10 protein-coding genes are annotated in these 12,303 nt (G+C 73.3%); 6 read left to right on the forward strand and 4 right to left on the reverse strand.

Annotated elements, in window-relative coordinates; translation table 11 throughout:
* Positions 1-167 precede the first annotated feature (167 nt).
* The 4 genes from pspAA (at position 168) to ACZ60W_RS31715 (ending at position 5,867) form a co-directional block, all read left to right on the forward strand.
* On the forward strand, positions 168-446 hold the full coding sequence (pspAA, locus tag ACZ60W_RS31700; RefSeq protein ID WP_469758844.1) for a PspA-associated protein PspAA: 279 nt from the start codon (positions 168-170) through the stop codon (positions 444-446).
* Positions 447-599: 153 nt separating this feature from the next.
* Positions 600-1,838, forward strand: coding sequence for a sensor histidine kinase (locus ACZ60W_RS31705; protein ID WP_469758845.1), 1,239 nt, complete (start codon positions 600-602; stop codon positions 1,836-1,838).
* Positions 1,835-2,530 (forward strand): response regulator, encoded by a 696-nt coding sequence (locus ACZ60W_RS31710; protein ID WP_469758846.1) that lies wholly within the window; start codon positions 1,835-1,837, stop codon positions 2,528-2,530. The genes ACZ60W_RS31705 and ACZ60W_RS31710 overlap by 4 nt, the downstream gene beginning before the upstream one ends.
* Before the next feature lie 187 nt (positions 2,531-2,717).
* A complete protein-coding gene (locus ACZ60W_RS31715; RefSeq protein WP_469758847.1) occupies positions 2,718-5,867 on the forward strand; it encodes an efflux RND transporter permease subunit in 3,150 nt (1,049 codons plus the stop codon).
* A 73-nt stretch (positions 5,868-5,940) separates the two neighbouring features.
* Here ACZ60W_RS31715 and nadA read toward each other — a convergent pair whose 3' ends face one another.
* Positions 5,941-7,119, reverse strand: coding sequence for a quinolinate synthase NadA (gene nadA, locus ACZ60W_RS31720; RefSeq protein WP_469758848.1), 1,179 nt, complete (start codon positions 7,117-7,119; stop codon positions 5,941-5,943).
* Between the two features lie 247 nt (positions 7,120-7,366).
* Between nadA and ACZ60W_RS31725 the strand changes: the two genes are divergently transcribed.
* On the forward strand, positions 7,367-7,723 hold the full coding sequence (locus tag ACZ60W_RS31725) for a HesB/IscA family protein (RefSeq protein ID WP_015033024.1): 357 nt from the start codon (positions 7,367-7,369) through the stop codon (positions 7,721-7,723).
* Between the two features lie 113 nt (positions 7,724-7,836).
* On the opposite strand, the gene ACZ60W_RS31730 is transcribed toward ACZ60W_RS31725, so the two are convergent.
* Both ACZ60W_RS31730 and ACZ60W_RS31735 read right to left on the reverse strand, forming a co-directional pair.
* Positions 7,837-9,324 carry a hypothetical protein gene (locus ACZ60W_RS31730; RefSeq protein WP_469758849.1) on the reverse strand — a complete coding sequence of 496 codons (1,488 nt, stop codon included), beginning with the start codon at positions 9,322-9,324 and terminating at the stop codon, positions 7,837-7,839.
* A gap of 66 nt (positions 9,325-9,390) precedes the next feature.
* A complete protein-coding gene (locus tag ACZ60W_RS31735; RefSeq protein WP_469758850.1) occupies positions 9,391-9,597 on the reverse strand; it encodes a hypothetical protein in 207 nt (68 codons plus the stop codon).
* A gap of 130 nt (positions 9,598-9,727) precedes the next feature.
* Between ACZ60W_RS31735 and ACZ60W_RS31740 the strand changes: the two genes are divergently transcribed.
* On the forward strand, positions 9,728-10,702 hold the full coding sequence (locus ACZ60W_RS31740; RefSeq protein ID WP_469758851.1) for a carbohydrate kinase family protein: 975 nt from the start codon (positions 9,728-9,730) through the stop codon (positions 10,700-10,702).
* Between the two features lie 85 nt (positions 10,703-10,787).
* On the opposite strand, the gene ACZ60W_RS31745 is transcribed toward ACZ60W_RS31740, so the two are convergent.
* Positions 10,788-12,176, reverse strand: coding sequence for an aminotransferase class V-fold PLP-dependent enzyme (locus ACZ60W_RS31745; RefSeq protein ID WP_469758852.1), 1,389 nt, complete (start codon positions 12,174-12,176; stop codon positions 10,788-10,790).
* Between the last annotated feature and the right edge of the window lie 127 nt (positions 12,177-12,303).

The raw sequence follows: 12,303 nt of genomic DNA on the forward strand, positions 1-12,303 counted from the left end.
CCCCCCCCCCCACCCCCCCCCCCCCCCCCCCCCCCCCCCCCCCCCCCCCCCCCCCCCCCCCCCCCCCCCCCCCCCCCCCCCCCCCCCCCCCCCCCAGGACCGCAGCCAGCAGTCCCACCCGCGCTTCGAGAAGTAGCGACCGCCGACGGCGACAGACAGGACGCGTCATGATCGTACGGATCATGGGGGAGGGCCAGTGGCAGCTGGCCGACGGCCGGCTCGCCGAGCTGAACAAGCTCGACGACGAGCTGCTGGCCGAAGTGCAGTCGGGGGACGAGGAGGGTTTCCGGCGCACGCTCGGGGCCCTGCTCGACGCCGTGCGGCGGCTCGGCGAGCCACTCCCGGACGACGCCCTCGAACCCTCGGAGCTCATCCTCCCGGCTCCGGACGCGAGCCTGGAGGAGGTCCGGGAGTTGCTCTCCGACGACGGCCTCATCCCGGGCTGACCCCTTCGCGCCCCGCCCTCCGCTCCGCCGGCCCCGCCACCCTCCGAGGTGGCGGGGCCGCCGCGTTCCCTGCGCCGGACGATCACCCGCCCGCGCACGCGTGCCTCCGGGCCCCGTACCCCCGCCGCCGCGCGCCCCGTACCGTGGTGCCCCGTGACCCCCACCGGCTCCGCCACCGGGACCCCGTACGTCCGCGTCCGTGACGGGTTCCGCGCGCACCCCCTGGCCTTCGACGCCGTGCTCGCCCTCGGCGTGCTCGTCTCCATGATCGCCGGATCGTTCACCGACCCGCACGGAAGCCCGGACGGACCGACCTTCGGCGACCACTCGCCGGACGGGTGGAGCGTCCTGATCATGGTCTTCGGGGCCGCCTCGCTGGTGCTGCGCCGCCGCAACCCGTTCGCCGTGCTCTGCTTCACCGTCGCGATCAGCATCGTCGAACTGGTCAGCGACAACCGGCCGGCGCCGATCGCCATGAGCGTCGTCGTCGCGCTGTTCACCGTCGCCGCCCGCACCGACCGGCCCACCACCTGGCGGGTCGGCCTCGTGACCATGGCGGTGCTCACCGCCGCCGCGATGGCCTTCGGCCCGACGCACTGGTACGCCCAGGACAACCTGGGCGTCTTCGCCTGGACCGGGATGGCCGCCGCGGCCGGGGACGCCGTCCGCAGCCGCCGGGCCTTCGTCGACGCGATCCGGGAACGGGCCGAGCGCGCCGAACGCACCCGCGAGGAGGAGGCGGGCCGGCGGGTCGCCGAGGAGCGGCTGCGGATCGCCCGCGACCTCCACGACGTGGTCGCCCACCACATCGCCCTGGTGAACGTGCAGGCGGGCGTCGCCGCCCACGTCATGGACAAGCGCCCCGACCAGGCCAAGGAGGCCCTCTCCTACGTCCGCGAGGCCAGCCGCTCCGCCCTCGACGAGCTGCGCGCCACCGTCGGCCTCCTGCGCCAGTCCGGCGACCCCGAGGCGCCCACCGAGCCCGCCCCGGGCCTCGCCGTCCTCGACGGGCTGCTCGACAGCTTCCGCAAGGCGGGCCTCCCGGTCGCCCTCGCCCGCGCCGACGGCGAGAAGCCGCTGCCCGCCACCGTCGACCTCGCCGCGTACCGGATCGTCCAGGAGGCCCTGACCAACGTGCGCAAGCACGCGGGCCCCGACGCCGCGGCCGAGGTGAGCGTCGTCCGGGTCGGCCGGACGGTCGAGATCACCGTCCTCGACAACGGCGCCCCGCCCTCCGGCACCCCCGACGCCTCCGGCGGCCACGGCCTGCTCGGCATGCGCGAGCGGGTCGGCGCGCTCGGCGGGACCCTGACCGCCGCACCCCGGTACGGCGGCGGCTTCCGCGTGCAGGCGATACTGCCGGTGACGTCCCGCACGGGGGAGGACACATGACGATCCGGGTACTGCTCGCCGACGACCAGGCCCTGCTGCGCAGCGCCTTCAAGGTCCTGGTGAACTCCGAGCCGGACATGGAGGTCGTCGGTGAGGCCGCCGACGGGGCGCAGGCGGTCGACCTCGCCCGCTCCGAACGCGCCGACGTCGTCCTGATGGACATCCGCATGCCCGGGACGGACGGGCTCGCCGCCACCCGCATGATCACCGCCGATCCCGCCCTCGCCGACGTGCGGATCGTCATGCTGACCACCTTCGAGGTCGACGAGTACGTCGTGCAGTCGCTGCGCGCGGGCGCCTCGGGCTTCCTCGGCAAGGGCGCGGAGCCCGAGGAGCTCCTCGGCGCGATCCGGATCGCGCACGCCGGCGAGGCCCTCCTCTCGCCGGCCGCCACCAAGGGCCTCATCGCCACCTTCCTCGCCCAGGGCGCGGGCATCGGCGCGGAGACCGGCGGCGAGGGCGGCCGGGCCCGCTCCGAGCGCCTCGCCGCCCTGACCGCCCGGGAGCGCGAGGTCCTCGTCCTCGTCGCGGGCGGCCTGTCGAACGACGAGATCGCCGAGCGGCTCGACGTCAGCCCGCTCACCGTGAAGACCCACGTCAACCGGGCCATGGCGAAGCTGGGCGCCCGCGACCGGGCCCAGCTGGTGGTCACGGCCTACGAATCGGGACTGGTACGTCCGAGGGTGGAGTGAGCGGACGCTCCGGCGTACTCCAGACGCGGTATGCGCGGCATAAGGATGTGGACCCGGGGGCCGAGGACTTCCGGCCGCGGATGGCAGATCGTATAGGCGGGGGGCGCCTCCGGCCGCTCCGGCGGATCCCGGCCGGGATCACGGCGGCTCCCGCCCGACGACGAGTACGCCACAGAAGAGAGACCCCATGTCCTGGCTGTCGAGATTCAGCCTCGCGCAAAGGGCCCTGATCGGGCTGATGTCCATCGTCGCGATCGTGTTCGGCGCGATAGCGATCCCGCAGCTGAAGCAGCAGCTGTTCCCCTCGATCGAGCTGCCCATGGTCTCGGTCCTCGCCCCCTACCAGGGCGCCTCTCCCGATGTGGTGGAGAAGCAGGTCGTCGAGCCGCTGGAGAGCAACCTCAAGGCCGTCGACGGCCTGAAGTCGGTCACCTCCACCGCCTCCGAGGGCATGGCCGTCGTCATGGCCTCCTTCGACTACGGCGACGAGTCGACCAGGCAGCTCGTGGCCGACGTCCAGCAGGCCGTGAACCGCGCCCGCGCGCAGCTGCCCGACTCCGTCGACCCGCAGGTGATCGCCGGCTCGACGGACGACATCCCCACCGTCGTCCTCGCCGCCTCCTCGGACAAGGACCCGCAGGCCCTCGCCGACCAGCTGCGCAAGACGGTCGTCCCCGCCCTGGAGGACATCGAGGGCGTCGGACAGGTCTCCATCGACGGCGTCCAGGACCTCCAGGTCTCCGTCACGCCGGACGAGCGCAAGCTCGCCGCGGCCGGACTGACCTCGATGAAGCTCGCCGAGGCCCTGCGCACCGGCGGCGCCACGGTGCCCGCCGGCTCCTTCTCCGAGGCCGGCACGTCCCGCACGATCCAGGTCGGCGGCGGCTACACCTCGCTGCGCCAGATCGAGGACCTCCGCATCCCCGCCGCCGTCCCCGGCAAGGGCAAGGCCGTCCGCCTCGGCGACGTCGCCACCGTCCGCCAGGAGGAGTCGCCCCGCGTCTCCCTCACCCGCACCAACGGCAAGCCCAGCCTGGCCGTCATGGCCACCATGGACAAGGACGGCAGCGCCGTCACCATCTCCGACGCCGTCGAGGAGAAGCTGCCCGAGCTGCGCCGCGACCTCGGCGCCGGCGCCGAACTGACCGTCGTCTCCGACCAGGGCCCGGCCGTCGCCAAGGCCGTCTCCGGCCTCACCACCGAGGGCGCGCTCGGCCTGGTCATGGCCGTCCTGGTGATCCTCGTCTTCCTCGCGTCGATCCGCTCGACGCTGGTGACCGCGGTCTCCATCCCGCTCTCGGTCGTCCTGGCCCTGATCGTGCTGTGGACCCGCGACCTCTCGCTCAACATGCTGACGCTCGGCGCGCTCACCATCGCCATCGGCCGGGTCGTCGACGACTCGATCGTGGTCCTGGAGAACATCAAGCGGCACCTGGGCTACGGCGAGGAGCGCCAGAGCGCGATCATCACCGCGGTCCGCGAGGTGGCGGGCGCCGTCACCTCCTCCACCCTCACCACCGTCGCCGTCTTCCTGCCCATCGGTCTGACCGGCGGCATGATCGGCGAGCTGTTCGGTTCCTTCTCGCTGACGGTCACGGCGGCCCTGCTCGCCTCCCTGCTCGTCTCCCTGACCGTCGTCCCGGTGCTGTCGTACTGGTTCCTGCGCGCCCCCAAGGGCACCCCCGACGATCTGGCGGAGGCCCGCAGGCTGGCCGAGGAGAAGGAGGAGAAGAGCCGGCTGCAGCGGATGTACGTGCCGGTCCTGCGCTTCGCCACCCGCCGTCGCCTCACCAGCCTGGCGATCGCGTTCGCCGTCCTGGTCGTCACCTTCGGCATGGCCCCGCTCCTGAAGACGAACTTCTTCGACCAGGGCGAGCAGGAGGTGCTGAGCATCCGCCAGGAGCTGGCGCCCGGCACGAGCCTGAGCGCCTCCGACGAGGCCGCGAAGAAGATCGAGAAGGTGCTCGCGGAGACCGAGGGCGTCAAGGACTACCAGGTCACCGTCGGCTCCTCCGGCTTCATGGCCGCCTTCGGCGGCGGCACCGGCGCCAACCAGGCCTCGTACAAGGTCAGCCTGGAGGACGCCGACTCCTACGAGAAGACCCGCGCCGCCCTGGAGAAGGCGCTCGGCGCCCTCGACGGCATCGGCGACACCACCATCGCCGCGGGCGACGGCTTCGGCAGCCAGGACCTGAGCGTGGTCGTCAAGGCCGCCGACCCGCAGGTCCTCAAGACGGCGTCCGAGCAGGTCCGCGCCGCGATCGCCGGCATGAAGGACGTCACCGACGTCCAGAGCGACCTCTCCCAGTCGGTGCCGCGCATCTCCGTCCGGGCCGACGCGCGGGCGGCCGACGCCGGCTTCGACTCCGGTTCGCTCGGCATGATCGTCGCCCAGGCCGTCCGGGGCACCCCGGCCGCCAAGGCGATCCTCGGCGACAGCGAGCGGGACGTCCTCATCACCTCCGCCAGGCCCGCCACCACGCTGGCCGAGCTGAAGGCGCTGCCGCTGGGCCCGGTCAGGCTCGGCGACATCGCCACCGTCGAGCTGGTCCCCGGACCGGTCTCCATGACCCGGATCGACGGCGCGCGCGCCGCCACGATCACGGCCAAGCCGGTCGGCGACAACACCGGCGCCGTGAGCGCCTCGCTCCAGTCGAAGATCGGTGCGCTGGACCTGCCCGAGGGCGCCACCGCCACCATCGGCGGCGTCTCCGAGGACCAGAGCGAGGCCTTCCTCAACCTGTTCCTGGCGATGCTCGCGGCCGTCGCGATCGTCTTCATGCTGCTGGTGGCGACCTTCCGGTCGCTGGTCCAGCCGCTGATCCTGCTGGTCTCGATCCCGTTCGCGGCGACCGGCGCGATCGGCCTGCTGGTGGCCACCGGCACCGCGATGGGCGTCCCGGCGATGATCGGCATGCTGATGCTCATCGGCATCGTCGTCACCAACGCGATCGTCCTGATCGACCTGATCAACCAGTACCGGGCCCAGGGCCTCGGAGTCGTCGAGGCGGTGGTCGAGGGCGGCCGGCACCGGCTGCGCCCGATCCTCATGACCGCCCTGGCGACCATCTTCGCCCTGCTGCCGATGGCCCTCGGCATCACCGGCGAGGGCGGCTTCATCGCCCAGCCGCTGGCCGTGGTGGTGATCGGCGGTCTGATCACCTCGACGCTGCTGACCCTGCTCCTCGTCCCGACGCTCTACGCGATGGTGGAGCTCCGCAAGGAGCGCCGCGCGCGGCGCAAGGCGGCGAAGAAGGCCGGGACGGAGATCCCGGAGCAGCCGACCGAGGCGAACACCGACACGGACACCTCGCTGCTGGACGCCCTGGACGTCTGACGGCGCCGTGTACGCCGAAGGGCGCCCCGCGACCGTGCGGGGCGCCCTTCGGGCGTCATGCGGGGGAGAACCGTTACGGCAGCGCCAGCATCCGCTCCAGCGCCAGCTTGGCGAAGGTCTCCGTCTCCTCGTCGACCCGGATCTGGTTGACGAGGTTGCCCTCGGCCAGGGACTCCAGCGTCCAGACCAGGTGCGGCAGGTCGATGCGGTTCATCGTCGAGCAGAAGCAGACCGTCTTGTCGAGGAAGACGATCTCCTTGCCCTGGTCGGCGAACCGGTTCGCCAGGCGCCGGACGAGGTTCAGCTCCGTGCCGATGGCCCACTTGGAACCGGCCGGGGCCGCCTCCAGGGTGTTGATGATGTACTCGGTCGAGCCCACGTAGTCCGCGGCGGCGACGACCTCGTGCCGGCACTCGGGGTGGACCAGCACGTTCACGCCCGGGATGCGCTCGCGGACGTCGTTCACCGAGTCCAGCGAGAACCGGCCGTGCACCGAGCAGTGCCCGCGCCACAGGATCATCTTGGCGGCGCGCAGCTCCTCGACGGTCAGGCCGCCGTTCGGCTTGTGCGGGTTGTACAGCACGCAGTCGTCCAGGGACATGCCCATGTCGCGGACGGCGGTGTTGCGGCCGAGGTGCTGGTCCGGCAGGAACAGCACCTTCTCGCCTTGCTGGAAGGCCCAGTCCAGGGCGCGCTCGGCGTTGGACGAGGTGCAGATGGTGCCCCCGTGCTTGCCGGTGAAGGCCTTGATGTCGGCCGAGGAGTTCATGTACGAGACGGGCACGACCTGGTCGGCCACGCCGGCCTCGGTCAGCACGTCCCAGCACTCGGCGACCTGCTCGGCGGTGGCCATGTCGGCCATGGAGCAGCCGGCGGCCAGGTCGGGCAGGACGACCTTCTGGTCGTCGCCGGTGAGGATGTCGGCCGACTCCGCCATGAAGTGCACGCCGCAGAAGACGATGTACTCGGCCTCCGGCTTGGCGGCCGCGTCGCGGGCGAGCTTGAAGGAGTCGCCGGTGACGTCGGCGAACTGGATGACCTCGTCGCGCTGGTAGTGGTGGCCGAGCACGAAGACCTTGTCCCCGAGCTTCTCCTTGGCCGCGCGGGCGCGCTCCACCAGGTCGGGGTCGGAGGGGGACGGCAGATCGCCGGGACACTCCACGCCGCGCTCGCTCTTCGGGTCGGCCTCGCGGCCGAGCAGGAGCAGGGCGAGCGGCGTCGGCTGCACATCCAGGGGCTGGGCGGTGGTCACGTCACGCACCCTTTCATTCGGGTCTTCGGGGGAAACCTTTTCGTCTAAATGACGCTATCTATCATAACCGCTTCACGTCACGTTGACGATGTCCATAGTGTCGATGTGACGAATTCGCCGTCCGCACTCGTGGACAGGGTGTGCGAGCATGAAAGGAGAAAGACCACGCTCGCCCCGGAATGAATCCGGGACACCGCCGGTTGCAACCGTCGGCAAGCAGTCTCCGTACACACCGGGAGAGAAGCAGATGTCCGTATCGGACGAGAAGACCACTGTCAGCGACGGCATCCTCCTGTCCGACGCCGCCGCGGCCAAGGTCAAGGCCCTCCTCGACCAGGAAGGCCGCGAGGACCTGGCCCTGCGCGTCGCCGTTCAGCCCGGTGGCTGCTCCGGCCTGCGTTACCAGCTGTTCTTCGACGAGCGTTCGCTCGACGGCGATGTCGTGAAGGACTTCGACGGCGTCAAGGTCGTCACCGACCGCATGAGCGCCCCCTACCTCGGCGGTGCCTCGATCGACTTCGTCGACACCATCGAGAAGCAGGGCTTCACCATCGACAACCCGAACGCCACGGGCTCCTGCGCCTGCGGCGACTCGTTCAGCTAAACCCGTACGCGCCGGAGGGCGGCGGCCCGGGATCACCTCCCGGGCCGCCGCCCTCCGGCGTACGTGCGTCCTGTGTACGTGCCTCCCGCGTCGGGCGCCGGGGCGAGGGCCCGTCAGCGCCGCGGCACCGGCTGCCCGCTCGCCGCGTCCACCACCGGCCGCGCACCCAGCGGGGAGTCGAGCGTCACCGTCTTCGTGACCTCGACCGCCATGGCGACGCAGACCCGGTCGGGATCGGCCGGCGCCTCCGCGATCCGGACCGCGACCCGCTCCGCGGACTCCTCCGCCGTCACCGTGTACGTGCTGCACACCCCGCCCCAGAAGGTGACCGTCAGCTTCTGGCCGCCGTCCCCGGCCCGGTACGACTCCACCTGCCGGGCCGGCGCCGTGCCCTCCTCCGGCGGCGACGGCCGCACCGGCGGCGCCAGCCGCTCCGGCGCCACCGCCACCTCCGCCACCGTGTACGGCGCCCCGTCCACCGGGTCCGCCGTGAAGAGCCACGCCGGCACGAGCACCCGCTCGCCCGCCACGTCCCGGGCCGACAGGCCGAAGACCGCCCCGGTCACGGGGACCTCCGCCGGCTCCGCCCGCTCCACGATCGTCTGGCACGGCACGGCCGGACCGGGCTTCCCGCCCCCGTCGGCCGGCGGCTCGACCCGGCCGCTGCCGTCGACCGAGGCCGGCGGATCGGTCGCGCAGCCGCCGATCCCGACCGGACCGGTGCCCTTCGCGTCCTCGTTCAGCAGGGCGAGCGCCTTCTCCGCGCCCACCACCGGATACGTCGCGCCCTCGGCCGGCTCCTTGAGCATCCCGCTGCCCGCGACCGGCACCCCGTCCGGCCCGATGTGCAGCCCCGTCGACCAGCCGTACGTCGGCAGCCCGCCGACCACCGGGTCGGCGTTCACCACCCGCACCGCACCGTTCATCACCTGTGTCGCGGTCAGCTTCGCGTCGTCCTGGCCCAGGGCCTTCAGGACCGGGGCGGCCGCCGCCTTCGCCGCCGCCTCGCTCAGGGGCGTACCGCCGCGCGGGGGCTTCGCCTCGCCGGGCGGCGGGCAGGCCTTGCCCTTCAGGCAGGAGTCGCCCACCGGACCGCCGTCGAACCAGGAGTACGTCCAGTTCCCCGGCGCCTTCCGCGCCACGTCGAGCCGCGGGCCCGAACCGTCCTTCTCGGGCCGGATCGTCCACACCTGGCCCTCCAGGGCGGGGCGGCCGGAGAGGCCCAGCGCTTCGGCCAGCCTGGTCACCTCCGCCGAGGTGACCAGGCCCTCGGGCCGGTGGACCGCGGCCGAGGAGGGCCCTTGGGGGAGGGGGCCCTTGGCTGTGTAGACGGTCCCGTTCGGGCCGCCGCTCGGGTCCGGCTCGCCGGGCGCGATGCCGGGACCGCCGCCCGTACCGCCGCTGCCGCCGTCCAGCCGCAGCGGCGGCGGCTGGGCGCCCGCCTCACCGGACCGGCTGTCCACGGCGTCCGGCGACGACCCGCCGTCCGCCGTCGCGGCCACCGCGAGGTAGACCCCGCCGCCACCGGCGACCAGCACTCCCGCCGCCACCGAGGCGGCGAGGACGTTCCGTCGCCTCCGTACGTTCTCCGTACCGCTCACCGCAACGCTCCCTCGTCTCGATCGGACAGGGGTGGGACGGAGCGGGCGCGCGGACGGTTCCGTCCGTCAGCCGCCGTACTCCGCGGTGGCGGCGATCAGCCGTGCCGAAGCGGCCGGAACGACCACCCCGTGGATCAACGCGGGAGAGACCGGCGCGGGTACGGGGGAGACCGGGGCGACCCAGTGCGGGGCCATCCGGGCGCTGTCTCCGCACAGCTGCGCGAGGCTCAGCTCGGACTCGTGTCGCTCGCGAGGAGCGGGGTACGTGGTCATGGGCGCACCGTATGCACCGCACCGCTCCGGAGAAAAGACCTACTCTGGGGTAGTTTCCACTGTTCGGCAGGCGCCGCCCCAGCGGGTAGCGTGAACTGTCATTACCGCCTTCCCGCAGGAGCACCCCGCCGTGCGTATCGCAGTCACCGGCTCCATCGCCACCGACCACCTCATGACCTTCCCCGGCCGGTTCGCCGACCAGCTCGTGGCCGACCAGCTCCACACGGTGTCCCTCTCCTTCCTCGTGGACAACCTCGACGTGCGCCGGGGAGGCGTCGCCGCCAACATCTGCTTCGGCATGGGCCAGCTCGGCAGCCGCCCCCTCCTCGTGGGCGCCGCCGGCTTCGACTTCGACGAGTACCGCGCCTGGCTCGACCGGCACGGCGTCGACACCACCTCGGTCCGCATCTCCGAGGTCCTGCACACCGCACGCTTCGTCTGCACCACCGACAAGGACCACAACCAGATCGGCTCCTTCTACACCGGCGCCATGAGCGAGGCCCGGCTGATCGAGCTCAAGGCCGTCGCCGACCGCGTGGGCGGCCTCGACCTGGTCCTCATCGGCGCCGACGACCCCGAGGCGATGCTGCGCCACACCGAGGAGTGCCGCACCCGCTCCATCCCCTTCGCCGCCGACTTCTCCCAGCAGATCGCCCGCATGGACGGCGAGGAGATCCGCACCCTCCTGGACGGCGCCACCTACCTCTTCTCCAACGAGTACGAGAAGGGGCTCATCGAGTCCAAGACCGGCTGGACCGACGCCGAGATCCTCTCCCGCGTCGGCCACCGCATCACCACCCTCGGTTCGCGCGGCGTCCTCATCGAGCGGGTCGGCGAGACCCCCGTCGAGGTCGGCTGCCCCGAGGAGAACGCCAAGGTCGACCCCACCGGCGTCGGCGACGCCTTCCGCGCCGGCTTCCTCACCGGCCTCTCCTGGGGCGTCGGCCTGGAGCGCGCCGCCCAGGTCGGCTGCATGCTCGCCACGCTCGTCATCGAGACGCTCGGCACGCAGGAGTACGCGCTGGCCCGCGCCAACTTCCTCGACCGCTTCACCAAGGCCTACGGCCACGCCGCCGCCACCGAAATCCACCCCCACCTCCCGTAACCCCACCCCGGGTGCGGCCCTGGTGCCGCACCCGGCGCCCGCAAGGAGCGCGGGACGTCTTGCCCGGCCCGGGCCGCCGTACCGCTCAGGCCACCCGGCGGACCACGTACGCCACCCCGCCCGCGGGGGAGACGCGCTCGCCCACGTACTCCTGTCCCCGCATCTCGCACCACGCGGGGATGTCGAGGCGGGCGGCCTCGTCGTCGGAGAGGACGGTGACGGTGGAGCCGAGGGGGACGGTGGGGAAGATCTTGGCGAGTTCGATGACGGGGATGGGGCAGCGGCGGCCGAGCGCGTCGACGACGAGGGGGCCGGCGGCGGGGGAGGAGGAGGGGGAGGGCGCGGCGGGGGCGCCGAGGCGGTCGCGGACGGCGGCGACGACGCGGGGCAGGACGTCGAGGAACCGGTCGACGTCGTCGGAGGGCGTGCCGGTGGGGAGGGAGACCCGGACGTTGCCCTCGCTCAGGACGCCCATCGCGCGCAGCACGTGGCTGGGCGTCAGCGTCGAGCTGGTGCACGAGGAGCCGGAGGAGACGGAGAACCCCTCGCGGTCGAGTTCGTGGAGCAGGGTCTCGCCGTCGACGTAGAGGCAGGAGAAGGTGACGAGGTGGGGGAGGCGCCGGGCCGGGTCGCCGACGACCTCGACGTCGGGGACGAGCTCCGGCACCCGCGCCCGGATGCGGTCGACGAGGCCGCGGAGGCGGGCGCCCTCGGCCGCGGCCTCGGCGCGGACGGCCCGGAGCGAGGCGGCGGCCGCGACGATGGCGGGGAGGTTCTCGAAGCCCGGCGCCCGGCCCGACTCCCGTTCGTCGGAGGGGCCTTGGGGTGCGAACCGGACTCCCTTGCGGACGGCGAGCAGCCCGACGCCGGCGGGTCCGCCCCACTTGTGCGCGCTCGCGGCGAGGAGGGACCAGGCGCCTTCCACGGCTCCCCAGCCGAGGGACTGGGCGGCGTCCACGAGCAGGGGGACGCCGGCGGCCCGGCAGGCGTCGGCCACCTCGGCCACCGGCTGGGCGGTCCCCACCTCGTGGTTGGCCGACTGGAGGCAGGCGAGGGCGGTGCCGGAGCCGAGGGCGGCGGCGTAGACGGCGGGGTCGACCGCTCCCGACCGGTCCACGGGCACCTCCGTGACGGTGCCGCCGGCGGCCGCGTGGACCTCGCCGGCGTGCAGGACGGAGGAGTGTTCGACCGCGGACACCACGAGCCGGTCGCCGACACGCCGACGGCCGGCGAGCGCGCCGGAGATCCCCGCGTGAACCGCGCGTGTCCCCGAAGGAGTGAATACGAGTTCGTCCGGACGGCAGCCCACGGCCTCCGCCGCCGCCTCCCGGGCCGCGTCGAGCAGCAGCCGGGCCCGCCGCCCCTCGCGGTAGAGCCGGGCCGGGTCCGCCCACCCCTCGTCGAGGGAGGCCAGCAGCGCCTGGCGGGCGACGGGGTGCAGCGGAGCGGCGGACGCGGCGTCGAAGTACGGCATCCGCCCACGGTAGGCCCTGCCCCTTTCCTCGCCCCGCCCCGCCCGCCCCGCGACCCGGCCGCGTCCGCCCCGCCGGCCCCGTCCGGCAGCCGCCCGCCCCACTTGGCGGCCCGCCGCCCCGCCCCGC

The sequence above is a fragment of the Streptomyces sp. NPDC104202 genome, from assembly GCF_055584185.1.

What these genes read in the sequence shown, in the direction of transcription:
- pspAA (WP_469758844.1), top strand. Translation starts at nt 168, where the DNA reads ATGATCGTACGGATCATGGGGGAGGGCCAGTGGCAGCTGGCCGACGGC.
- ACZ60W_RS31725 (WP_015033024.1), top strand. Translation starts at nt 7,367, where the DNA reads ATGTCCGTATCGGACGAGAAGACCACTGTCAGCGACGGCATCCTCCTG.
- ACZ60W_RS31715 (WP_469758847.1), top strand. Translation starts at nt 2,718, where the DNA reads ATGTCCTGGCTGTCGAGATTCAGCCTCGCGCAAAGGGCCCTGATCGGG.
- ACZ60W_RS31735 (WP_469758850.1), bottom strand. Translation starts at nt 9,597, where the DNA reads ATGACCACGTACCCCGCTCCTCGCGAGCGACACGAGTCCGAGCTGAGC.
- ACZ60W_RS31710 (WP_469758846.1), top strand. Translation starts at nt 1,835, where the DNA reads ATGACGATCCGGGTACTGCTCGCCGACGACCAGGCCCTGCTGCGCAGC.
- ACZ60W_RS31745 (WP_469758852.1), bottom strand. Translation starts at nt 12,176, where the DNA reads ATGCCGTACTTCGACGCCGCGTCCGCCGCTCCGCTGCACCCCGTCGCC.